The sequence below is a fragment of the Luteibacter sp. E-22 genome (assembly GCF_049913125.1).
Lineage (GTDB): Bacteria > Pseudomonadota > Gammaproteobacteria > Xanthomonadales > Rhodanobacteraceae > Luteibacter.
Window position 1 is genome coordinate 2,528,763 of sequence record NZ_CP183975.1, and the last position, 21,304, is coordinate 2,550,066.

The 21,304-nt window shown below is 67.9% G+C and carries 24 protein-coding genes and 1 tRNA gene; 24 read left to right on the plus strand and 1 reads right to left on the minus strand.

Annotated features, from left to right (window positions below):
- The first annotated feature begins 62 nt into the window (after nucleotides 1-62).
- From ACN9M2_RS11300 to ACN9M2_RS11390, 19 genes are all read left to right on the plus strand, one after another.
- A complete protein-coding gene (locus ACN9M2_RS11300) occupies nucleotides 63-590 on the plus strand; it encodes a MarR family winged helix-turn-helix transcriptional regulator (protein WP_426284841.1) in 528 nt (175 codons plus the stop codon).
- A complete protein-coding gene (locus ACN9M2_RS11305; RefSeq protein WP_426284842.1) occupies nucleotides 587-2,047 on the plus strand; it encodes an efflux transporter outer membrane subunit in 1,461 nt (486 codons plus the stop codon). The genes ACN9M2_RS11300 and ACN9M2_RS11305 overlap by 4 nt, the downstream gene beginning before the upstream one ends.
- Nucleotides 2,044-3,243 (plus strand): HlyD family efflux transporter periplasmic adaptor subunit, encoded by a 1,200-nt coding sequence (locus ACN9M2_RS11310; protein WP_426284843.1) that lies wholly within the window; start codon nucleotides 2,044-2,046, stop codon nucleotides 3,241-3,243. The genes ACN9M2_RS11305 and ACN9M2_RS11310 overlap by 4 nt, the downstream gene beginning before the upstream one ends.
- On the plus strand, nucleotides 3,240-4,808 hold the full coding sequence (locus ACN9M2_RS11315) for a DHA2 family efflux MFS transporter permease subunit (protein WP_426284844.1): 1,569 nt from the start codon (nucleotides 3,240-3,242) through the stop codon (nucleotides 4,806-4,808). Before ACN9M2_RS11310 ends, ACN9M2_RS11315 begins: the two co-directional genes overlap by 4 nt.
- 107 nt (nucleotides 4,809-4,915) lie before the next feature.
- Entirely contained in the window at nucleotides 4,916-5,416 is a 501-nt protein-coding gene (gene phaR, locus ACN9M2_RS11320) for a polyhydroxyalkanoate synthesis repressor PhaR (protein WP_426284845.1), read from the plus strand.
- Nucleotides 5,417-5,505: 89 nt separating this feature from the next.
- Complete coding sequence (locus tag ACN9M2_RS11325; protein WP_426284846.1) at nucleotides 5,506-6,885, plus strand: FAD-dependent oxidoreductase; 1,380 nt, start codon at nucleotides 5,506-5,508, stop codon at nucleotides 6,883-6,885.
- Between the two features lie 61 nt (nucleotides 6,886-6,946).
- Nucleotides 6,947-7,582, plus strand: coding sequence for a heme ABC exporter ATP-binding protein CcmA (ccmA, locus tag ACN9M2_RS11330; RefSeq protein WP_426284847.1), 636 nt, complete (start codon nucleotides 6,947-6,949; stop codon nucleotides 7,580-7,582).
- A complete protein-coding gene (gene ccmB, locus ACN9M2_RS11335) occupies nucleotides 7,579-8,265 on the plus strand; it encodes a heme exporter protein CcmB (protein ID WP_426284848.1) in 687 nt (228 codons plus the stop codon). The genes ccmA and ccmB overlap by 4 nt, the downstream gene beginning before the upstream one ends.
- Before the next feature lie 66 nt (nucleotides 8,266-8,331).
- A complete protein-coding gene (locus ACN9M2_RS11340; RefSeq protein ID WP_426284849.1) occupies nucleotides 8,332-9,099 on the plus strand; it encodes a heme ABC transporter permease in 768 nt (255 codons plus the stop codon).
- Complete coding sequence (ccmD, locus tag ACN9M2_RS11345; protein WP_426284850.1) at nucleotides 9,096-9,296, plus strand: heme exporter protein CcmD; 201 nt, start codon at nucleotides 9,096-9,098, stop codon at nucleotides 9,294-9,296. The genes ACN9M2_RS11340 and ccmD overlap by 4 nt, the downstream gene beginning before the upstream one ends.
- Nucleotides 9,280-9,741: a cytochrome c maturation protein CcmE gene (gene ccmE / locus ACN9M2_RS11350; RefSeq protein WP_426284851.1), complete on the plus strand. Its 462-nt coding sequence runs from the start codon at nucleotides 9,280-9,282 to the stop codon at nucleotides 9,739-9,741. Before ccmD ends, ccmE begins: the two co-directional genes overlap by 17 nt.
- A complete protein-coding gene (locus ACN9M2_RS11355; RefSeq protein ID WP_426284852.1) occupies nucleotides 9,738-11,702 on the plus strand; it encodes a heme lyase CcmF/NrfE family subunit in 1,965 nt (654 codons plus the stop codon). Before ccmE ends, ACN9M2_RS11355 begins: the two co-directional genes overlap by 4 nt.
- Complete coding sequence (locus ACN9M2_RS11360; RefSeq protein WP_426284853.1) at nucleotides 11,699-12,241, plus strand: DsbE family thiol:disulfide interchange protein; 543 nt, start codon at nucleotides 11,699-11,701, stop codon at nucleotides 12,239-12,241. Before ACN9M2_RS11355 ends, ACN9M2_RS11360 begins: the two co-directional genes overlap by 4 nt.
- On the plus strand, nucleotides 12,241-12,681 hold the full coding sequence (locus ACN9M2_RS11365) for a cytochrome c-type biogenesis protein (protein WP_426287903.1): 441 nt from the start codon (nucleotides 12,241-12,243) through the stop codon (nucleotides 12,679-12,681). Before ACN9M2_RS11360 ends, ACN9M2_RS11365 begins: the two co-directional genes overlap by 1 nt.
- On the plus strand, nucleotides 12,678-13,346 hold the full coding sequence (locus ACN9M2_RS11370; RefSeq protein WP_426284854.1) for a tetratricopeptide repeat protein: 669 nt from the start codon (nucleotides 12,678-12,680) through the stop codon (nucleotides 13,344-13,346). Before ACN9M2_RS11365 ends, ACN9M2_RS11370 begins: the two co-directional genes overlap by 4 nt.
- 124 nt (nucleotides 13,347-13,470) lie before the next feature.
- Nucleotides 13,471-14,577, plus strand: coding sequence for a homoserine O-acetyltransferase MetX (gene metX / locus ACN9M2_RS11375; RefSeq protein ID WP_426284855.1), 1,107 nt, complete (start codon nucleotides 13,471-13,473; stop codon nucleotides 14,575-14,577).
- Between the two features lie 49 nt (nucleotides 14,578-14,626).
- Nucleotides 14,627-15,205 (plus strand): cysteine dioxygenase family protein, encoded by a 579-nt coding sequence (locus ACN9M2_RS11380; RefSeq protein WP_306846452.1) that lies wholly within the window; start codon nucleotides 14,627-14,629, stop codon nucleotides 15,203-15,205.
- A 21-nt stretch (nucleotides 15,206-15,226) separates the two neighbouring features.
- Nucleotides 15,227-15,311 (plus strand) — tRNA-Leu (locus ACN9M2_RS11385).
- A gap of 3 nt (nucleotides 15,312-15,314) precedes the next feature.
- Nucleotides 15,315-15,623, plus strand: a complete 309-nt coding sequence (locus ACN9M2_RS11390; RefSeq protein ID WP_426284856.1) for a hypothetical protein — start codon at nucleotides 15,315-15,317, stop codon at nucleotides 15,621-15,623.
- Between the two features lie 291 nt (nucleotides 15,624-15,914).
- Here the strand turns inward: ACN9M2_RS11390 and ACN9M2_RS11395 are convergent, their stop codons facing one another.
- Nucleotides 15,915-16,619 carry a helix-turn-helix domain-containing protein gene (locus ACN9M2_RS11395; RefSeq protein WP_426284857.1) on the minus strand — a complete coding sequence of 235 codons (705 nt, stop codon included), beginning with the start codon at nucleotides 16,617-16,619 and terminating at the stop codon, nucleotides 15,915-15,917.
- A gap of 213 nt (nucleotides 16,620-16,832) precedes the next feature.
- On the opposite strand from ACN9M2_RS11395, the gene ACN9M2_RS11400 reads away from it, so the two are divergent.
- Genes ACN9M2_RS11400 through ACN9M2_RS11420 form a run of 5 tightly spaced genes read left to right on the plus strand, consistent with a single transcriptional unit; the run spans nucleotide 16,833 to nucleotide 21,303 of the window.
- Nucleotides 16,833-17,774, plus strand: coding sequence for a 4-hydroxyproline epimerase (locus ACN9M2_RS11400; RefSeq protein WP_426284858.1), 942 nt, complete (start codon nucleotides 16,833-16,835; stop codon nucleotides 17,772-17,774).
- Nucleotides 17,753-18,868 (plus strand): NAD(P)/FAD-dependent oxidoreductase, encoded by a 1,116-nt coding sequence (locus ACN9M2_RS11405; RefSeq protein ID WP_426287904.1) that lies wholly within the window; start codon nucleotides 17,753-17,755, stop codon nucleotides 18,866-18,868. The genes ACN9M2_RS11400 and ACN9M2_RS11405 overlap by 22 nt, the downstream gene beginning before the upstream one ends.
- A gap of 2 nt (nucleotides 18,869-18,870) precedes the next feature.
- Nucleotides 18,871-19,113: a (2Fe-2S)-binding protein gene (locus ACN9M2_RS11410; protein WP_426287905.1), complete on the plus strand. Its 243-nt coding sequence runs from the start codon at nucleotides 18,871-18,873 to the stop codon at nucleotides 19,111-19,113.
- The gene (locus ACN9M2_RS11415) at nucleotides 19,106-20,401 is read left to right on the plus strand and encodes an FAD-dependent oxidoreductase (protein ID WP_426284859.1); all 1,296 of its coding nucleotides are present in this window, start codon (nucleotides 19,106-19,108) and stop codon (nucleotides 20,399-20,401) included. Before ACN9M2_RS11410 ends, ACN9M2_RS11415 begins: the two co-directional genes overlap by 8 nt.
- A complete protein-coding gene (locus tag ACN9M2_RS11420; RefSeq protein WP_426284860.1) occupies nucleotides 20,398-21,303 on the plus strand; it encodes a dihydrodipicolinate synthase family protein in 906 nt (301 codons plus the stop codon). Before ACN9M2_RS11415 ends, ACN9M2_RS11420 begins: the two co-directional genes overlap by 4 nt.
- Nucleotide 21,304 lies beyond the last annotated feature (1 nt).

The following is a 21,304-nucleotide window of genomic DNA, read 5'->3' on the forward strand; positions in this document are numbered from 1 at the left end:
TTGCGGACCCACCGGAATCCTTGCTAGCCTGATAGTTCACCAGCGAACTATTATCCAGCGAAATGTCCAGCCTCCAACCTTGTGTCGATGCGCTCTACGAGGGAGTCGGCCGCGTCGCCGACCGTATCCCGGAGCTGCCGAAGTCCGAGGTGATCCTCGTGCGCCTGCTGATGTTGACGGCCGGCGCCCTGCTGCGTGAGTTCGAGAGCAAGCTCAAGCCCCACGGCCTCAACGACAGCGATTTCCGCACGCTGATGATGCTGTACAGCAGCGAGGACGGCAGCGCCACGCCGGGCGAGCTTTGCGTGCTCGCCGAGCAGAAGCCCACCAACATGACGCGCATCGCCAACGTGCTGGCCAAGCGCGACCTCATCTCCCGCTCGCACGCCACGCATGACCGGCGCCAGGTGTTGCTGCGGATCACGCCAGCCGGCCGGCGTTTCGTCGCCAAGCTGCTGCCACCCATGTTCCCGGCCGTGGCGGAATCGTTCGCCTGCTTCAGCGCCACGGAACGGAAGACCTTCGAGAAGCTGCTCAAGAAACTCGCCCTGCACATCGACCGCACGGTCGACACGGACGCCAGCCCATGATTCGTATATCGCTCCGCCCCGCCCTGCTCGCAGGCACGGTGGCCGTGTTGCTCGCGGCCTGCCACGTACCGGCGAAGATCGACCGTCCGGCGCTGCGCGACGAGGGACCCCTGGCCGGCCTTGCCACCGGCACCCGCGCCGGGTGGCCCGCTGCCGACTGGTGGCGCGTCTACAACGACCCGCAGCTCGACACCCTGATGGACCTCGCGCTGCGCGGTGCGCCGGACCTCGCGCAGGCACGAACCCGGGTCGAGTCTGCCGAGCAGAACATCCGCGTCGCTGCCGCCCAGGCTGGCCTGCGCGTCGATGGCAGCGGCCAGGTCGCCCGCCAGCGGATGAGCGAGCACGGCCTCATTCCTTCGCAATTCCTCGGTTTCACCTGGTACAACCAGGCCGACCTCGGCATCCAGGTACGTTACGACTTCGACTGGTGGGGCAAGAAGCGCTACACGATCGAATCCGCGATCGACAGCGCACGCGCCGCCGAAGCCGAACGCTCGGCCGCTTCGCTCAACATCCAGGCCGTGGTCGCGGATACCTATTTCGGATGGCTCGCCGACGAGTCCCGTGTCGCCCTCGCCGATCGCCTCGTCGCCGCGCGCGAGCGTGCCTTGCGCATCGCGGAACTGCGGGTGAAACAGGGCGTGGACGTACCCGACACGGCGCAGCAGGCGCGGGCCGAACTGGCCGGTGCACGGCAGCAGCGCGTCGCCCTGCAGGGTTCGGCGGATATCCGCCGCGCATCGCTCGCCACCCTGGTGGGCGTGTCGCCCGCCGAGCTTCCCGCGTTGACGCCACGACCGCTGCCGGCGGTGACACCCGGGCTGCCCACGGACGCCGGCACGGACCTCATGGCACGCCGGCCCGATATCGCCGCCAGCCGCTGGCAGGTGGAAGCCGCGCTGCGCCAGACGGACGCGGCGCGCGCGCAGTTCTTCCCCGACGTGAGCCTGAGCGCGATGGCCGGCCTGTCGAGCATCGACATGGACAAGGTCTTCTCGGCCGACAGTCGCGTCTTTTCCCTCACCCCGGCGATCCACCTGCCGATCTTCGAGGGCGGCGCGCTGGAAGCCAATCACGGTGTCAGCCGCGCGCAACTCGGTGCGGCGGTCGCCCAGTACAACGCCGCCGTGGCGAGCGCCGCGCGCGACGTGGCCACGCAGGCGCTCGGCGCGCAGCAGATCGCCGACCGGCGCGCACAACAGGACACGCAGGTCGAGGCCGCCAACGCCTTGCTCGCCAGCGCCCATGCCCGCGCCGCACGCGGCGTTCGCGACGATCGCGAATCGCTGGCCACCGAAGCCGCGCTGATCCAGCAACAGGACATGGAGGCCGACCTCCATGGCCAGGCCCTGGCCACCGACGTCGCCCTGATCAAGGCCCTCGGCGGCGGATACCGCGCCGAAACCATCGCTTCCCCTTCCACGCCTCGCACGAACGGAGCCACGAGCCCATGAGCGCCAATTCCACCGACACGCCGCGCGCCCAGGACGATGGCGGCAACGCGCCGAAGGACAAGCGCAAGCGCACCCGCGCGCTGTTGATCGCCCTGACGGTCTTCGTCCTCGCCGCCATCACCTGGGTCCTGCTCTGGTTGTTCGTCTTCTCCACGCGGGAGACCACCGACGACGCCTATGTCGGCGGCAACCAGGTCGGTATCTCGGCCCAGGTACCGGGCATCGTCGTTGGCGTCTATGCCGACGACACGCAGCGGGTGAACGCCGGGCAGGTGCTCGTCCGGCTCGATCCCACCGATGCCGACGTCGCCCTGCGCAAGGCCAGCAGCGCGCTTGCCCAGGCGGTACGCCAGGTGCGCCAGCAGACGCAGTCGGCGGCCGGCGCGGACGCCTCGCTCGTCGCCCGGCGACAGGACCTCAAGCGCGCGCAGGACGACCTCAAGCGCCGCCTGCCGTTGCTCGCTGAAAAGGCCGTGGCGCCCGAGGAAGTGCAACACGCACGGGATGCGGTCACCAGCGCGCAGTCCGCGCTCGACACCGCGCAGCGCCAGGCCGACGCCGCCCGCGCCCTGGTCGACGGCAGCGACGTGCAGGGCAATCCCGCCGTGGAGCAGGCCCGCGCCAATTTCCGCCAGGCCTGGGTCGCCGCGCAGCGCAACGCGATCGTCGCCCCGATCGATGGCTACGTCGCCCAGCGCAGCGTGCAGGTCGGCAACAGCGTACAGCCCGGCCAGCAACTGATGACCGTGGTGCCGCTGCACGATCTGTGGGTGGACGCGAACTTCAAGGAAAGCCAACTTCGCCACGTGCGCATCGGCCAGCCCGCGAAGATCGAGGCGGATATCTATGGGGGCGGCGTGGAATACCACGGCAAGGTGGTGGGCCTGGGCGCCGGTACCGGCAGTGCGTTCTCGCTGCTGCCCGCGCAGAACGCCACCGGCAACTGGATCAAGGTCGTGCAGCGCGTGCCCGTGCGTATCGCGCTCGACCCGCAAGACCTCGACAAGCATCCACTGCGTATCGGGCTGTCCACCGCCGTGACGGTGGACATCACCGACGACAAGGGTGAGGTGCTCGCCAGGCAACCGTCCACGACGCCCGTCGCGCAGACCCGGGTGTACGACGAGGTCGCCGCGAAGGCCGATGCCGCCGCTAACGCCATCGTCCGTGACAATCTCGGAGCCGACGTGCCTTGAGCGACGACGCCGCCCTTCCCGATGCCGCCCCCGCCAACGGTCCCAAGCCGCTGCATGGCGGGCCGCTGGTCCTGCTGACGATCGCCGTCGCGTTCTCCACCTTCATGGAGATCCTCGACATGACGATCGTGAACGTCGCGGTGCCGCATATCGCGGGCAGCCTCGGCGTGAGTCCAAGCGAGGGCACGTGGGCGATCAGCTCCTACGCCCTGGCCAGCGCGATCATGCAGCCGCTGACGGGCTGGCTGGCGAAACGCTTCGGTGAAGTGCGCACGTTCTGTGTATCGGTGGCTCTGTTCGTCGCGTTCTCCATGCTCTGCGGCCTGGCCACGAGCATGCCGATGCTGGTGATCTTCCGTCTCCTGCAAGGCGCGGGCTCGGGGCCCATGGTGGCCTTGTCGCTGTCGCTGTTGCTGGCCAGCTATCCGAAGACCAAGCAAGGCATCGCGCTGGCGATGTGGGCGATGACGGTGGTGGTGGCGCCTATCTTCGGTCCGATCCTGGGCGGCTACCTCACCGACAATCTCTCCTGGCCGTGGATCTTCTACATCAACGTGCCGGTCGGTGCCGCCGCCGGCGTGGTGACCTGGAGCATCCTGCGCCACCGCGAGACGAAGATCATGCGCGCGCCCATCGACACCGTCGGCCTGGCCTTGCTGGTGATCGGCGTGGGCTCGCTGCAGTTCATGCTGGACAACGGCAACGACCACGACTGGTTCGCCTCGCCGATGATCCTCACCCTGGGACTCGTCGCGCTCGTGGCCCTGGTCTTCCTGGTGATATGGGAACTCACGGCGAAGCATCCCGTGGTGGATCTCTCGCTGTTCACGCGGCGCAATTTCGCCGTGGGCGTCACCGCGCTATCGCTGGGCATGCTCGCCTTCTTCGGCATCAACGTGGTGTTCCCGCTGTGGTTGCAGACCACGCTGGGCTACACCGCGACGTGGGCCGGCCTCGCCACCGCGCCGGTGGGCATCCTCGCCTTCCTGGTGTCACCGTTCATCGGCAAGAACATCCAGCGGCTCGAATTGCGCGCGGTGGTGACGTTCGCCTTCATCGTGTTCGCCTTTACCGCGTTCTGGTTCTCGGAGTTCAACAGCGGCGCATCGTTCGCCACGCTGGTGTTGCCGCGTTTCATCATGGGCATCGCGATCGCGTGCTTCTTCATCCCGCTCAACCAGATCTTCCTCTCCGGCCTCAACCCGGACCAGGTCGCGGGCGCATCGGGACTGGCGAACTTCTGCCGCACGCTGGCTTCGAGCGTGTCCACCGCGGTGACCGTCACCCTGTGGCAGCATCGCACCGAATCGCACCATGCCTCGCTCACCGAGTACGTGACGCAGGCATCGCCGGCGACCACGGCGTTCACCCAGAAGCTCACCTCGCTCGGTATTCCGGGCAAGCCGGGACTCGCGGTGGTCGACCAACTGGTGACCCGGGAAGCGGCCACGCTGGCGGTCAACGACGTGTTCTGGGGGTGCGCGCTGCTTTTCCTCGCCCTGATCCCGATCCTCTGGCTGGCGAAGCCGCCGTTCGGCAACGCGGGCGGCGCGGCAGCACATTAAAACAAAGTTAGCTAAATCGATCCAAACGTCGAATGTGAAATCCGTAAACGATTACGGCCAGTTGCCGCAACTGGTGCGGCGCAATACCTCGTGGTAGCTTTCGCCGCATGGCACAAACCCTACGCATCATTAAGAAGTATCCGAACCGTCGTCTCTACGATACGGAAATCTCGAGCTATATCACGCTGGAGGAAGTCCGCCAGCTGGTGCTCGACGGGGAAACTTTCGAGGTCCGCGACGCCAAGTCCGGTGAAGACCTGACCCGCTCCGTCTTGCTGCAGATCATCGCGGAGCACGAAGAGCACGGCCAGCCCATGCTGTCGCCGCAGTTGCTCTCTCACATCATCCGCTTCTACGGCGACTCCTTGCAGGGCTTCATGGGGCCGTACCTGGAGCGCAGCCTGCAGGTCTTCCTCGACCAGCAGCAACAGTTCCGCAACCAGTTGAACAGCCTGATGGGCCAGACGCCCTGGTCCATGCTCAACGAGATGACCGAGCGTAACCTCGACGTCTGGAAATCGATGCAGCGCGGCTTCCTCGATGCCGCCACGGCCAAGCCGGCGGAACCCGTCCGGCCCGCTGCCCGCACGGGCAAGAAACCCAGCTAAGAAGCCCCGCCGTCGCGGGCTTGCCCCCGGCGGCGCTGCGGCGCACGATGCGCTGCCCCGCAATATCTCGCGCCCGGATGCAGGCCTCCATGCCCCGTAACGACATCGCCGTGGTCGGCGCCGGACTGGTCGGCGCCCTGGTCGCCACCTTGCTCACCCAGCGCGGTTTCCGCGTCACCGTCTACGAAAAGCGCTCCGATCCCCGCAAGGCGGGCTTCCAGGGCGGCCGATCGATCAACCTCGCTCTGGCCGAACGCGGCCTGCATGCCTTGCGCGCCACCGGCCTCGCCGATCGCGTGCTCGAACAGGCGGTGATGATGCGAGGGCGCATGGTCCACGATCCCGCGGGCCATAGCGGCCTGCAACGCTACGGCGTGGACGATTCCGAAGTGATCTGGTCCGTGTCTCGCGGCGGCCTCAATACCTTGATGCTGGACGCCGCCGAGGCGGCGGGCGCCACCGTGCATTTCGACCAGGGTCTGGTCGGCGCGGACCTCGGCGCGGGCACGCTCTCGCTGCGCGATGACCACGGCGTGGAACGCACGGTCGAGGCGCCCATCGTCATCGGCGCGGACGGTGCCGGCTCCGCGCTGCGTGCCGCCATGCACCTGCATGCGTCGCTGGGCGAGCGCGTGGAGGAACTGGGCCATGGCTATAAGGAACTGGAAATTCCACCGGGAAGCGATCCCGCCGCGCCCTTCGCGATCGAGCGCAACGCGCTGCACATCTGGCCGCGCGGGCATTACATGTGCATCGCGCTGCCCAACCGCGAAGGCAGCTTCACCGTCACCCTGTTCCTGCCCAACGACGGCGAGCACCCCAGCTTCCGCACGATCGCGGGCGCGGGCGCCGCGGAAGCGTTTTTCCGCGCCGATTTTCCCGATGCGCTGGCCCTCATGCCCGAGTTCGCGGCCGACTGGGCGGCGCATCCCGTAGGTACCCTCGGCACGCTCTACCTCGACCGCTGGCATGTCGGCGGACGGGCCCTGCTGATCGGCGACGCCGCGCACGCGATCGTGCCCTTCCATGGGCAGGGCATGAATTGCGGCTTCGAAGACGCGGCGGAACTGGCGGACCTGTTCGCCGCCCAGCCCGGCGACGCCGCGGCCGTGTTCGCGGAGTTCGAGCGCCGGCGCAAGCCCAATGCCGACGCCATCGCGCAGATGGCCTTGGAAAACTACGTGGAAATGCGCGATTCGGTCGCCGATCCGCATTACCTGCGCAAGCGCGAGCTTGGCGCGTTGCTGGCCGAGCGCTCGCCCACGCATTACCTGCCGCGCTATCGCATGGTCACCTTTACCCATCTTCCGTACGCGTATGCGCTGGAGCGCGGTCGGGCGCAGGACGTGCTGGTGGAGCAATTGCTGCGGGGGCATGAGTCGGTGGCCTCGGTGGACATGGACGCCGCCGTGCGCACACTGGAGGCGACGCTGCCGCCGCTGCCGAGGCAGGCGTTCGAGCGGGGGTGAGTGTCGGCTCCCACCATGCCGGTGCATGGACATCCGCGCAGCCTCCCGCAACAATCGTCGGATGACCGTCGCCATCGAACCCCCGATCCTGCTCGAAGCCCGCGCGCTCGGCTTCCTGCGCCAGGACGAGCCGGTGTTCGGGCCGTTGGACTTCGTGCTGCGCGCGGGCGAGATCGCCCTCGTCGAAGGCGACAACGGCAGCGGCAAGACCACTCTCATGCGCGTGCTCACGGGCATGCTGCGGCCTGGCGAAGGCGAGGTACGCGTCGATGGCGCCACCTTCTCGCTCGACACCATGGCAGGCATGGTCGTGTTCCTGGGCCATCACCTCGGACTCAAGTTCGACCTGTCGCCACGCGAGAATCTCGCCGTGAGCGCCGGCCTCTACGGCTTGCGTGAAGGCACGGACGCGGGCGCCGCGCTGGCCGAGGTCGGCCTGGCCGGCTTCGAGGACGAGCCCGTGCGACGGCTCTCGGCAGGACAGAAGAAGCGCGCCGCGCTGGCCCGGCTCCTCCTCGTACCCGCACGCATCTGGCTGCTCGACGAACCGTATGCGAACCTCGACCGCGAAGGCATCGCCCTGGTCAATCGCCTGCTCGAGCGCCACACCGCGCGCGGCGGCGCGGCCCTGGTCACCAGCCACGGTGCGGTCAGCTTCGCCGGTGGCGAGCCCCGACGTATCCGGCTGCACGCGTGAGGCCCGGTAGCACGCCAGCCGCCTGCGCCGCGCTGCTGCGGCGCGACCTCACCCTGGCCTGGCGCCGCCGCGGGGACATCGCCCTGCCCGTGCTGTACGCCGTGATCGTCGCCACCCTGTTCCCGTTCGCGCTGGGCCCCGATCCGGTCCTGTTGTCGCGGATCGCCGGGGGCGTCGTGTTCGTCACCGTGCTGCTCGCCATCCTGCTCTCGCTCGACCAGCTCTTCCGCGCCGACATCGAGGATGGCTCGATGGAGCAGCTGATGCTCGCGCCGCAACCGCTGGCCCTGCTGGTGGGCATGAAGATCCTCGCGCACTGGATCACTTCGGCCCTGCCCCTGATCGTGGTGGCGCCGCTGCTGGCGGGCATGCTCAAACTGCCGCCGGCGGTCATGCCCGTGCTGGTCGCCGCGCTGTCGCTCGCCACACCGCTGCTGAGCCTCATGGGCGCGGTGCTGGTCGCCCTGACGGCGGGAACGAGGCGCTCTGGTATGCTTCTGGCGCTCATGTTGCTGCCGTTGTGCGTGCCGGTCGTGATCTTCGCCGCCGGAGCCGTGGCCGCCGCGCAGGAAGGGCTGCCGTGGATCGCGCCGATCGCCTGGCTGGGAGCGGGGCTCGCCCTGGCGCTCGTCCTCGCGCCGCTGGCCTGCGCCGCCGCGCTACGCATCGCCATGGACACATGAACGCACGCAACCACACGGTCCCATCGGGGGACTCACGGTGCTTGAACGAACCTGCGACGAGGATCGATGGCTAACTGGGTTCCGCTCTGGCTTCACCGCCTCGGCTCGCCGCCGGTGTTCTACCGCTTCGCCGGTGCCGTGCGGCCGTGGGCGCTCGGTCTCGCGCTGGTGCTGGGCGCGGTCGCGCTGTATGGCGGCCTGTTCATCGCGCCGGCGGATTACCAGCAGGGCGACGCCTACCGCATCATCTTCATCCACGTGCCCAGCGCGTGGATGAGCCTGTTCATCTACGGGGCGATGGCCGTGGCCGCCTTCATCGGCCTGGTCTGGCGGATCAAGATCGCCGAAACGGTGGCGATGGAATCCGCTCCCATCGGCGCCGCCTTCACCTTCATCACCCTCGTCACCGGTTCGCTCTGGGGCAAGCCGATGTGGGGTACGTGGTGGACCTGGGACGCACGCCTCACCTCCGAACTGGTGTTGCTCTTCATCTATCTCGGCGTGATCGGCCTCTACCACTCGTTCGAAGATCGTCGCCAGGGGGCCCGCGCGGCGTCCTTCCTCGTGCTGGTGGGCGCGGTCAACGTGCCCATCGTGCACTTCTCGGTGAACTGGTGGAACACGCTGCACCAGGCATCGACGGTGCGCCTGCTCGGCCCCTCGCACATCGAGGCGAGCATGCTCTGGCCGCTGTTGACCATGATGGCCGCCACCAAGCTCTATTACATCGCCAGCCTGTTCGCCCGCGTGCGCGCCGACCTCGTCGCCTCCGAAAGCGGCAAGGGCTGGGTGCGCGACCTGCTGGCCGGCCGTGCGGGAAACGATCCCGCATGAGCCAAGCCTTCGCCATGGGCGACTACGGTTTCTACGTCTGGTCCGCCGTCGCCGTCTTCTTCATCGTCCTCTTGATCGACACGCTGGCCCCGTTGGCCCGGCGCCGCCGCAACCTGCGCGAACTTCGCGCACGGCTCGCGCGCCAGGAAAACCGTCGCCGGCCGGGAACCCCTCCAAGCAATGAATCCGACGCGTAAACGCCGCCTCGCCATCGTGATCTCGGTCGTCGCCGCCGCCGCCGTGGCGGTGGGCCTGACCGTGTTCGCCCTGCAGCGGAACATGAATTACCTGTTCACCCCGAGCCAGGTGCAGGAAGGACAGGCCACGCAGTACGCCACCTTCCGCCTCGGCGGCATGGTGAAATCCGGTTCCATCCAGCGCGCCGCCGACACCTTGAAGGTGAGCTTCATCGTCGTCGACGACGGTGGCGCGATGCCCGTGGAATACACGGGCATCCTCCCCGACCTGTTCCGCGACAACCAGTCCGTGATCGCCACCGGGCGCATGGACAGCGGCCGCTTCATCGCCAGCGAAGTGCTTGCCAAGCACGACGAGAACTACATGCCGAAGGAACTCAAGGACGCCATGGCCAAGGCGCACGAGAACCGCAAGATCGACGACAAGAAGGACATGCCGCGGTGATCCCCGAACTCGGCCAGTTCGCGCTCGCACTCGCGCTGCTGCTCGCGCTCGTGCAGGGCGTGTTGCCGATCCTCGGCGCATGGCGCGGAAACGCCGCCCTGATCGCCGTGGCGCGTCCGGCCGCCGCCGGCCAGGGCATCTTCGTGTTCGCGGCGATGGCGATCCTGATCCACGCCTTCCTGCACTACGACTTCTCGGTGGCCTACGTCGCCGACAACTCGAACCTCGCCCTGCCCTGGTACTACCGCATCACCGCGGTATGGGGCGCGCACGAGGGATCGATGTTGCTGTGGGTCTTCATCCTCAACATCTGGTCGGTCGCACTGGCCGCGTTCAGCCGGCACCTGCCGCCCGCCTTTGTCGCGCGCGTGCTCGGCGTGCTGGGCCTGATCGGTGTCGGTTTCCTCGCCTTCATCCTGTTCACCTCCAATCCCTTCGTGCGCGAACTGCCGATGCCGGCCGATGGTGGCGATCTGAATCCCGTCCTGCAGGACCCGGGCATGACCTTCCACCCGCCCGTGCTTTACATGGGTTACGTGGGCTTCTCGGTCGCCTTCGCCTTCTCGATCGCCGCCCTGCTCGGCGGCGGCATGGAGCAGGCCTGGGTGCGTTGGGCGCGGCCGTGGACGAACGTCGCCTGGGCCTTCCTGACCCTCGGCATCGTCGCGGGCAGCTGGTGGGCCTATGCGGAACTGGGCTGGGGCGGCTGGTGGTTCTGGGACCCGGTGGAAAACGCGTCGTTCATGCCCTGGCTGGTCGGCGTCGCGTTGATCCATGCGCAGGCGGTGACGGAAAAACGCGGCTCGCTTCCCGCGTGGACGGTGCTGCTCTCGTTGTTCGCCTTCTCGCTGTCGTTGCTGGGCACCTTCCTGGTCCGTTCCGGCGTGCTCACCTCGGTGCACGCGTTCGCCTCCGATCCGCGCCGCGGCCTCTATATCCTGGGTTTCCTCATCGTCGTGATCGGCGGATCGCTGCTGCTGTACGCGATCCGCGCGCCCAAGGTGGCCACGGGCAAGCCCTTCGCGCCGCTGTCGCGCGAAACCGGCGTCATGGTCGCCAACCTGTTGTTCACCACGGCCGCGGCGATGGTCTTGCTCGGCACGCTGTTCCCGCTGATCGGCGACGCCTTGAACCTCGGGCGCATCTCGGTCGGGCCGCCGTACTTCGGCTTCCTGTTCGTGATGCTGATGGCGCCCGCGGTGCTCTTGCTGCCGTTCGGTCCCTATCTTCGCTGGGGTCGTGCCGAAGGACGGCAACTGACGGCCATGGCGTTGCGAGCCGGCGTCGCGGCGCTCATCTGCGCGATCGCCGCCGCCTTCTTCGCGCAAGGCCATCTGCGCGCGATCGCCGGCGTGGCCGGCGCGGTATGGGTCGGCGCGGGCACGCTTTCCTACATCGTCAAGCGCTGGCGTGAGATGCCCCGAGGCCGCCGCTACCCCGCGGAGATGGCCGGCATGCTGGTCGCCCACGCCGGCGTCGCGATCTTCGTGATCGGCGTGATGCTTTCCGAATCGCTCAGCGTGGAGCGCGACGTGCGCCTCGCGCCCGGCCAGTCGGAGTCCATCGGCGGCTACGACTTCCGCTTCGACGGCGTCGAGGAAACCGAAGGTCCGAACTGGCGCGCGGACGAAGGCATCGTCACGATCCTCCGCGACGGTGCCACGGTGGGTACGATGCATCCGCAGAAGCGCACCTATTCACGCGGCCAGGTACAAACCGAGTCGGCCATCGACGCCGGCCTGTTCCGCGACATCTACGTCGCGCTGGGCGAACCGATGGATGCGAACGACGTGCAGGGCGCATGGGCCTTGCGCCTGTATCACAAGCCTTTCGTCCGCTGGATCTGGCTCGGCGGCCTGTTCATGATGGCGGGCGGCTTCCTCGCCGCGTGCGAGCGCCGTTTCCGGGCGAAGAAGATCGTCGCCGAAGGCAAACTCAAGACTGAGGCGACGCCGGCATGAGCCGTCTGCTTCCCCTGATCGGCTTCCTCCTGCTGGTAGGCCTGTTCGGCTTCGGCATCTGGTGGAATACGCAGCACGACCAGCGCGAAATCGCTTCGCCGCTGATCGACAAGCCCGCGCCCGCGTTCGCGCTGCCGGTGCTCGGCGAACCGTCGCGCACCGTGGACAAGGCATCCCTGCTCGGCAAGCCCTATTTCCTCAACGTATTCGCCAGCTGGTGCATCGAGTGCGTGCACGAACACCCGATGTTGATGACGGACATGAAGCGGCTCGGCCTGCCCATCGTCGGCTTCAACTACAAGGACGAGCCCGAAGCCGCCACGGCGTGGCTGTCGGAGCACGGCGATCCTTTCGACGTGATCGTGGCCGACCGCGACGGACGAGCAGGCATCGATTTCGGCGTGTATGCGGCGCCGGAAACCTTCCTCATCGATGCGAAAGGCGTGATCCGCTACAAGCGCATCGGCCCGATCACCCCCGAGGTGATCGAGAAGGAAATTCGTCCCGCCCTGGTCGCGCTGGCGAAGGAAACGCCGTGATCCGCCGCGCCCTTCTCTGGCTGGCCCTGTGCCTGCTGCCCATCGTGGCCTGCGCGCAGGCCATCCAGCCCCTGCCGTTCCACGACCGCGCGGAAGAGGTCCGTTTCCAGAAGCTGACGTCCGAGTTGCGCTGCCCCATGTGCCAGAACGAAACACTGGCCGACTCCAACGCGCCGATCGCGCACGACCTGCGGCGGCAGGTGTTCGAGATGATCCAGGCGGGCAAGAGCGACGACGAGATCAAGACCTACCTCGTCGACCGCTACTCGCAGTTCGTGCTGTACAAGCCGCCCGTCGAGCCGTCCACGTGGCTGCTCTGGTTCGGCCCGCTCGCGCTGCTCGCCGCCGGCGCCATCGTGGTCGCGGTGCAGGTACGTCGCCGCGCACGGCAGAATCCCACCGTCGGCACGCCGGCCAACGACACCGAGGACGACTGGTGACACTCGCGTTCTATCTCGTCGCGGCGGCGATGCTCGCCCTCGCGCTCGCCCTGCTGCTCGTTCCGCTCGTTCGCCAGGGCCGCCTGCATGGGCGCCCGCGCGGCGTGTTCGCATGGATGGTGGTCATCGCCCTGATCCTTCCGCTGGGCAGTGCCGGCATCTACATGCTCGTCGGTACGCCGTCGACCCTCGGTGGCGTCGAGCCACCGAAGGAAATGACCGTCGGCGAAGCCATCGACAGCCTGTTGGCGCGCCTCAAGGAGCACCCCGACGACGCGCAGGGCTGGGTCCTGCTCGGCCAGACCTACAGCATGCTCAAGCGAGCACCCGATGCACGCGACGCCTACGACCGCGCCTTGAAAGCCGATCCGAAGAATGTCGCGGCGATGGTCGGCTGGGCCGAAGCCGATTCACTGGTGCGGCCGGATCACCGTATCGAAGGCCGCGCCATGGATCTGCTCACCGGTGCGCTCGCCATCGAACCGCAGAGCCAGCGGGCCTTGTGGCTGCTCGGCATCGCGCAGTTCCAGCAGGAGCGCTACACCGACGCCGCGGCCACGTGGCGTAAGCTGCAACCGCTGCTCGACCCCGATTCGAACGTGGCGCACGCCGTGGCCCAGCAGATCGCCCTTGCCGACAAGCGTGCCGCGAACAAGCCCATGTAACATGCGCCAAGAGAGTTCTGGTGGGAGCCGACCCTGTCGGCGATCCCGCGGCAGCGGGCCAGATTACGGCAAGCACCATCGCCGACAGAGTCGGCTCCCACAACAAACTTCCAAGATTGAGTTCATGGCAGACGCCCGCAAATACCACGAACTGACGTCCCCGTTCCGTATGAAGCGCGGAGGAGAACTGCACGGCGCGCGCGTGGCGTTCGAGACCTGGGGCACGTTCACAGCCGGGCGTGACAACGCCATCCTGATCCTCACCGGCCTGTCGCCCAGCGCGCACGCGGCGGCGAACGCCGAGGACCCCAGTCCCGGCTGGTGGGAGGACATGATCGGGCCGGGCCGCGCGTTCGATACAGATCGCTATTTCGTCATCTGCGTGAATTCGCTCGGCAGCGACAAGGGCTCCACCTGCGCCGCCTCCATCGACCCCGCCACCGGCGAACCGTACCGTCTGACCTTCCCGGAACTCTCGCTCGAGGACGTGGCCAACGCCGCGTATGAGGCCGTCGCCGGGTTGGGTATCGCACAACTGGCCTGCCTCGTCGGCTGTTCCATGGGCGGCATGAGCGCACTTGCCTACATGCTGCTGCATCCGGGCGCCACGCGGACCCACATCAGCGTCGACACCGCGCCGCAGGCACAGCCATTCGCCATCGCCATCCGCTCGCTGCAGCGCGAAGCGATCCGCCTCGACCCGCACTGGAACGAAGGCCGCTACGACGGCGACGAATGGCCGGAACACGGCATGAGCATCGCGCGCAAGCTGGGCGTCATCACCTACCGTTCGGCGATGGAATGGAACGGCCGCTTCGCCCGTATCCGCCTCGACCCGGAACAACGCGACGACAACGAGCCGTTCGGCTTCGAGTTCCAAGTGGAGTCCTACCTGGAAGGCCATGCGCGGCGCTTCAACCGCCAGTTCGACCCGAACAGCTATCTCTATCTATCTCGCGCCAGCGACTGGTTCGACGTGGCCGAATACGGCGAAGGCGACGTGATGCGCGGCCTGGCCCGAATCCACGTCGACCGCGCCCTGGTCATCGGGGTGAGCACCGATATCCTGTTCCCTCTGGAGCAGCAGGAAACGATCGCCAAGGGCCTGGAGGCCGCCGGCGCCCAGGTCGAGTTCGTGGCACTGGACTCGCCCCAGGGCCATGACGCCTTTCTGGTGGACATCGAGAACTACAGCCGGGCAATTGGGGGCTTCCTCCGCTCCCTGCTATGATCGGTGGCGACCGGCGTCCCCACGCCACCGCCTCCAGAGGTTCCATCCCATGATCACGGTCGACTTCCCGGGCAGCCGCAAGCTCATCGAGGCCATCGACGCCTCGGTCGCCCAGCCGAGCACCCCGGCGATCACCGACACCCTGCGCAACGCGCTGTGCCGGCTGATCCGCTCGCAGGAGGTGCAGCTGCCCCAATGCGTGTTCGAGACCGCCGGCGACCACTACGCGCGCCGCGAGCTCTACCGCAGCGAGGAACACGGCTACAGCGTGGTCGCCATGACCTGGGGCCCCGGTCAGGGCACCCTGATCCACGACCATAGCGGCATGTGGTGCGTCGAGGGCGTCTGGAACGGCGCGCTGGAGATCGTCCAGTACGAACTGCTCGACCACGACGCCCAGCGTTACCATTTCCGCCCCGTCGGCTCGATCCAGGCCGGCCCCGGCTCCGCCGGCAGCCTGATCCCCCCGCACGAGTACCACACCATCCGCAATCCGAGTGAAGATTCGGTAGCCGTCAGCCTGCACATCTACTCGGGCCGCATGACCCAGTGCGCCGTGTTCAACCCCCAGGGCGACGACTGGTACCTGCGCGACGAACGCCAGCTGGGCCTCGACCGCGTCCACTGATTCCCGCATAATCGCGTCCATGCCCGAGTGGTGGAATTGGTAGACGCAGAGGACTCAAAATCCTCCGCCGCAAGGCTTGTCGGTTCGAGTCCGACCTCGGGCACCACACATGGAAACCGTCCTTTCTCAAGGGCGGTTTTTTTGTTTTGCCGCCGGGCTCGGCTTCGCCCTCGCGTTGGTTTGTGGGGCGGAGCCGTCGCTCTGGTGGGAGCCGACCCTGTCGGCGATGGATGCTTGCCTCGACCGGGCCCGCTGCCGCGGGATCGCCGACAAAGTCGGCTCCCACCAGGGTGTGGCGGTCAAACAGGGTGAGGTGCTTTGCGGTGTGCGGTGTGCGGTGTGCGGCGGTGCGGCGGTGTGGCGTGTGGCGTGCGACAACCTTCGCTCTTTCGCCTCAACCCACCGCGGTCGTGACTGAGCTGCCGGGCGTCCCCCTCGGCGCGCCATGAGGCGACGAGGACGGCCGGGCGGAAAAGGCCCGTCAGGGGATCGGCCAGGACGGCCGATCGTTTCCGCTGAGCCAGGAAGGCGAATCGGAAACCCCCGCCCGACCGTCCGAGCCCGCCGGGGCGCAGCCATCAGACACGGCCGCGCAGCGGCATCCTTTCCCAAGGGCCGGCGCCGCCTGGCGCGCCGAGGGGGACGCCCGGCAGCTCCCCCGCGAGCCACACAACCCAACGCGAGGGCGAAGCCGAGCCGTCAACAGCGCTCACCTCTCAGCCATCACCATCGTGCGATAAGCGCTCGGGGTCATCCCCACGGTAGCCTTGAACTGCCGTGCGAAGGCGCTCTGGTCGACGAAACCGCATGCCATGCCGATGGCGGCGATGCTGTCCTCGCCGCCAAGCAGGCGCATCGCGCTCTCGATGCGCACCTTGGTTAGCACCTGCTGCGGCGTGAGCTGGAAAACACGGCGAAAATGCCGTTCCAGTTGCGCGACCGACAGACCGGCGAGCGTCGCCAGCGTATGCACGCGCACGTTGTCCGCATAGTGTTCCTGCATGTGCGCAAGCACGCGGCGCAGCCGGTCGTACGTGGGATGCCTGCCATCCGGCTGGCCCAGGTCGCGCGAAATGCCGATGACGCCACGCACCTCGCCGCGCGAGATCAACGGCCGCTTGCAGGTCAGGCACCAGCCTGGCGCCCGGTTGTTGAAGATATGTACCTCAAGCTGGTTCTCGATCAACTCGCCGGTCAGCACGCGACGATCCTGCGCCGCGTACGAGCCGCCCATCGTCGTCGGAAACAGCTCGGTCACGTCCTTGCCGATGATGTCGCTGCGATGCTTCAGGCCCAGGCGGCGGACCAGGGTCAGGTTGGCATGCGTGTAGCGGCCCTGGGTGTCCTTGACGAAGAACACCACGTCGGGAAGCGCATCGAAGAGCGGCTCGAGTTCATCGGCGGAAATCTTCACGGGCGCGGGGCTCCTCCGGGGCGAGCGGCGACGGCATGGGCAGCGGGATATTTCGCTGCCGCACCGCATCATAAGGCCGATGGGCGGTCGGATGGCAAGTACGGCGGCGTCGCCAAGGCGACCAGGCCACCCTCGCCAGGTGTGCTGAATTCCGCATCTGAATCCGGCAAAGGTTTCTATCCCGCCGAGGCGCTCCCCGGCGAGCATGAGGCCATGCACACCCTCGACTTCATCGATTCGCATACCGGCGGCGAACCCACACGCGTCGTCCTGTCCGGCTTCCCCGACCTGGGCAACGGTTCCCTCGCCGAACGGCGGCGGCTGATGCGCGCGGAGCACGACCAGTGGCGCCAGGCGATCGCCTGCGAGCCGCGTGGCTCGGACACCATGGTGGGCGCCCTGCTCGTACCGCCGGCCGATCCCGAGGCCTGCGCCGGCGTGATCTTCTTCAACAACGTCGGCTACCTCGGTATGTGCGGGCACGGGACCATCGGCACGATCCGCACGTTGCAACACCTGGGACGTATCGGTCCGGGTCGCCACCGTCTCGAAACGCCGGTGGGTACGGTCGGCATCGAACTGCTGGACGACGGCCGCGTGTCGATCGACAACGTCGAAAGCTACCGTCACCGCAAGGATGTCCGACTGGATGTGCCCGGCTACGGCAGCGTCGTCGGCGACGTCGCCTGGGGTGGCAACTGGTTCTTCATCACGGCCGACACGCCGCTGCCGCTGACCCTCGACCACCAACGCGCGCTTACGGTCTATACGGAAGCCATCCGCGCGGCGCTGGAACGCGAAGGCATCACCGGCGCGGACGGTGCGGAGATCGACCACATCGAATTGAACGCGGCGCCCGGGCAGCCCGATGCCGACGGTCGCAACTTCGTGCTCTGTCCCGGCATGGCCTACGATCGCTCGCCGTGCGGTACCGGTACCAGCGCCAAGGTCGCCTGCCTGGCCGCGGACGGAAAGCTCGCCGCCGGCGCCGTCTGGCGGCAGGCCGGCATCCTCGGCAGCGTATTCGAGGTGACCTTCCAGCCGGGAGCGTCGGGTGTCCTGCCACGCATCACTGGCAGCGCGCACGTCACCATGAAGGGGCAGATCCTGATCGACGAGGCCGATCCGCTGGCCTGGGGCATCGGCGCGGGGTGAGCGGTTACGACCTGATCATCGTTGGTGCCGGCATCGTGGGCGCGGCATGTGCCGATTACGCTACCGCGCAGGGCTTGCGCATCGCCATCGTGGAACCGGGCGTCGTCGGCGGCGGCGCGACCGCCGCGGCGATGGGTCACCTCGTGGCCATGGACGACGACCCCGCCGAGCTTGCGCTGGCGCATTACTCACTAGGCCTCTGGGAAGCGTTCGCGAACCTGCCGCAGGCGGAGTTCAGCCGCTGCGGAACCCTGTGGGTGGCCAGCAACGACGAAGAGTTCGCACGTATCCCGGAAAAAATCGCGCGGCTCGCCGCTTCGGGCGTGGTCGCGGAACGGATCGACGCACGGGAGCTCTACCGCATCGAACCCGCGCTCGCGCCCGGCCTCGCCGGCGGCATGCGCGTGCCGGATGAAGCGGTGGTGTTTCCCCCGGCTGTCGCCCGTCATGCGATCGACCAGGCGATCGCGCGGGGTGCCATTTACCACCAGGATGCCGTGTTCCGCCTCGAAGATCACGGCGTGCTCCTGCGCGGTGGCCGGCGGCTCAGCGGGCCCGTGCTGCTCGCCAATGGCGGTGCGTTGCCATCCCTGTTGCCTGGCCTGCCGGTACGCCTGCGCAAGGGGCACCTGGTGATCACCGATCGCTATCCCGGCGTGATACGGCATCAGCTGCTCGAACTCGGTTACGCGGACAGCGCGCACGGTGGCGACGCCTCCAGTGTCGCCTTCAACGTTCAGCCGCGCCCTACCGGGCAGATCCTGATCGGTTCGTCGCGCGAATACGATGCCGTCGACACCGAGGTTTCGATGGAGATGGTCCGGCGGATGCTGGAGCGGAGCTTCCGCTTTCTGCCACGACTGCGTGAACTGGACGCGATTCGCCTGTGGACGGGTTTTCGTCCGGTAAGCGTGGACGGCCTGCCCTATCTCGGTCGTGCGCCTGGTCGCGACGACGTCTGGGTGGCTGCCGCGCACGAAGGGCTGGGCGTGACGACCTCCCTGGGCAGCGCGCGCGTGGTCATCGACCAGATCCTCGGCCGCGCGCCCGCGATCGATCCGACGCCCTACGATCCTTCGCGGGTGCGGCCATGAAGATGAGCGCCGTGCGACTCACCATCAACGGACGCCGCGTGCACGTGCCCGCGGGCATATCCGTCGCGGCGGCGATCGCACTCGTCGGCGAACCGTTCCGCCGTTCCGTGACAGGCGAGCCGCGCGCACCGCTGTGTGGCATGGGCGTGTGTTTCGAATGCCGCGTACGCATCGACGGCATGGCCCAGCAACGCGCCTGCCAGCGCGTCGTCCATACCGGCATGCGGGTGGAAACCGATGGTTGAGACCTGCGACATCGTCGTCGTCGGCGCCGGACCGGCGGGCCTCGCCGCGGCGGAGGCCGCCGCGAGTCGCGGCAAGCAGGTGGTGCTGATCGACAACCAGCCACGCGCGGGCGGCCAGGTATGGCGGCACGACGTGCTTCACGGTCAACCGCGTGTGGCGACGGATGCGATACGCGCCGTCGCCGGAAACGCCAACATCACAAGCCTCGAAGGAACGCAGGTCGTCGCCGTCGAACCGGAGCGACTGCTCCTGCAGGATGCGCATCGCGGCTTCCATCTCGCCTATGGCGCGCTGGTACTCGCCACGGGCGCGCGCGAGCTCTTGTTGCCCTTCCCCGGCTGGACCCTGCCCGGCGTCACCGGCGCCGGCGGTTTACAGGCGCTGGCCAAGCAAGGCTGGCCCTTGCACGGCAAGCGCGTGCTCATCGCCGGCAGCGGACCGCTGCTGTTGGCGGCCGCGGCGACCGCGCAGCGCCACGGTGCGCACGTCGTGGGCATCCACGAACAGGCCGGCGCATCCGCCGTGCATCGCTTCGCCGCCGGTCTGTGGCGTTGGCCGGGCAAGCTCGCACAAGCGGCACGGCTCCGACTCGAACTCGCGCGCGTCCCTTATCGGACCGACAGCATCGTGACCGCCGCCGAGGGTGAGCATGGCGTCAGCGGCGCGCACGTACGCGGCCGCCAGGGTGACGAACGCATCGCATGCGACCTTCTGGCGGTGGGCTACGGCCTGCTGCCGCAGGTGGAACTGGCCCAGTTGCTCGGTTGCGCGCTGGAGCCGGAAGGCGCGCATGCGCGTGTGCAGGTAGGTCCGTGGCAGGCCACGAGCCAGCCGCGCGTGTTCGCCGCCGGCGAAGCCTGCGGTGTCGGCGGACTCGACTGCGCCAGGGTGGAAGGCCGCATCGCCGGGCTGGCCGCGGCGGGGGCGGCGGTACCACGAGCGCTGATACAGCGACGCGATCGTGCTCGGGCCTTCGCCGCTTCGCTACGCGAACACTTCGCACTCCGCGATGACGTGCGCGGAATCGCGAACGGCGACACGACGATCTGCCGATGCGAAGACGTCCTCCTTGGCGCCGTGCGCCCCCATGCCGACACCCGTGAAGCGAAGCTCGCTACGCGCTGCGGCATGGGTGCCTGCCAGGGCCGCATCTGCGGCAGCGCGCTCGCCGAACTCGGCCATGGCCCGCGCGGCGGCACGCGGCCGCCTCTCTTCCCCGCTCGCCTGGCCACGCTGGGCGAACCCGTTCTTTCTTCCGTCAGCGATACCAGAGGCTACACATCATGAGCAAGGCAACTTTCTGGCGCGGTGTCCTGCCCGCCGTCACCACGCCCTTCACCGCCGATGGCAAGGTCGATCACGCCTTCCTCGCCAGCCACGCGTTGCAGATGATCGACGCGGGCTGCAAGGGCATCGTCCCCCTCGGCTCCCTCGGCGAAGCGGCCACGCTGAGCTTCGAGGAGAAGACCGACATCCTGCGCACCCTGGTCAAGGCGCTCGACGGCCGTGCGCCGGTGATTCCCGGTATCGCGTCGCTCTCGACCGATGAAGCCGTGCGCCTCGCGAAGGAAGCCAAGGCCATCGGCTGCGCCGGCTTGATGGTGCTGCCGCCGTACGTGTATTCCACCGACTGGCGCGAAATGAGCGCGCATGTAAAGGCCGTCATCGCAGCCACCGACCTGCCCTGCATGCTTTACAACAATCCGGTCGCCTACAAGACCGACTTCGCGCCCGCGCAGATCGCCGAACTCGCCACGCAGTTCCCGAACCTGCAAGCGGTGAAGGAATCCTCCGGCGACGTGCGCCGTTTCGCCGCCATCCGTGCCCTGCTCGGCGATCGCCTCGACCTCCTCGTCGGCATGGACGATGCCATCGTCGAAGGCGTGAGCATGGGCGCGGTGGGCTGGATCGCGGGCCTCGTCAACGCGTATCCGAAGGAATCGGTGAAGCTGTTCGAACTCGCCCGCGATGGCGGCCCCCGCGCCGCGGAATCGCTGTACGCATGGTTCCTTCCGTTGCTCCGCCTCGACACGGTGCCCACCTTCGTGCAGTTGATCAAGCTCGTGCAGGCCAAGACCGGCATGGGTAGCGAAACCGTACGCGCGCCACGCTTGACGGTCACGGGTGCCGAGCGCGAGGCGGCGCTGGCCGTGATCGACCACGCCATCGCCACGAAGCCGGGACTCTGAG

Excerpts from the sequence above, each read along its gene's own strand:
- ACN9M2_RS11300 (WP_426284841.1), top strand. The coding sequence starts at position 63 with ATGTCCAGCCTCCAACCTTGTGTCGATGCGCTCTACGAGGGAGTCGGC.
- ACN9M2_RS11305 (WP_426284842.1), top strand. The coding sequence starts at position 587 with ATGATTCGTATATCGCTCCGCCCCGCCCTGCTCGCAGGCACGGTGGCC.
- ACN9M2_RS11310 (WP_426284843.1), top strand. The coding sequence starts at position 2,044 with ATGAGCGCCAATTCCACCGACACGCCGCGCGCCCAGGACGATGGCGGC.
- phaR (WP_426284845.1), top strand. The coding sequence starts at position 4,916 with ATGGCACAAACCCTACGCATCATTAAGAAGTATCCGAACCGTCGTCTC.
- ACN9M2_RS11325 (WP_426284846.1), top strand. The coding sequence starts at position 5,506 with ATGCCCCGTAACGACATCGCCGTGGTCGGCGCCGGACTGGTCGGCGCC.
- ccmA (WP_426284847.1), top strand. The coding sequence starts at position 6,947 with ATGACCGTCGCCATCGAACCCCCGATCCTGCTCGAAGCCCGCGCGCTC.
- ACN9M2_RS11340 (WP_426284849.1), top strand. The coding sequence starts at position 8,332 with ATGGCTAACTGGGTTCCGCTCTGGCTTCACCGCCTCGGCTCGCCGCCG.
- ccmD (WP_426284850.1), top strand. The coding sequence starts at position 9,096 with ATGAGCCAAGCCTTCGCCATGGGCGACTACGGTTTCTACGTCTGGTCC.
- ccmE (WP_426284851.1), top strand. The coding sequence starts at position 9,280 with ATGAATCCGACGCGTAAACGCCGCCTCGCCATCGTGATCTCGGTCGTC.
- ACN9M2_RS11360 (WP_426284853.1), top strand. The coding sequence starts at position 11,699 with ATGAGCCGTCTGCTTCCCCTGATCGGCTTCCTCCTGCTGGTAGGCCTG.
- metX (WP_426284855.1), top strand. The coding sequence starts at position 13,471 with ATGGCAGACGCCCGCAAATACCACGAACTGACGTCCCCGTTCCGTATG.
- ACN9M2_RS11380 (WP_306846452.1), top strand. The coding sequence starts at position 14,627 with ATGATCACGGTCGACTTCCCGGGCAGCCGCAAGCTCATCGAGGCCATC.
- ACN9M2_RS11390 (WP_426284856.1), top strand. The coding sequence starts at position 15,315 with ATGGAAACCGTCCTTTCTCAAGGGCGGTTTTTTTGTTTTGCCGCCGGG.
- ACN9M2_RS11400 (WP_426284858.1), top strand. The coding sequence starts at position 16,833 with ATGCACACCCTCGACTTCATCGATTCGCATACCGGCGGCGAACCCACA.
- ACN9M2_RS11410 (WP_426287905.1), top strand. The coding sequence starts at position 18,871 with ATGAGCGCCGTGCGACTCACCATCAACGGACGCCGCGTGCACGTGCCC.
- ACN9M2_RS11415 (WP_426284859.1), top strand. The coding sequence starts at position 19,106 with ATGGTTGAGACCTGCGACATCGTCGTCGTCGGCGCCGGACCGGCGGGC.
- ACN9M2_RS11420 (WP_426284860.1), top strand. The coding sequence starts at position 20,398 with ATGAGCAAGGCAACTTTCTGGCGCGGTGTCCTGCCCGCCGTCACCACG.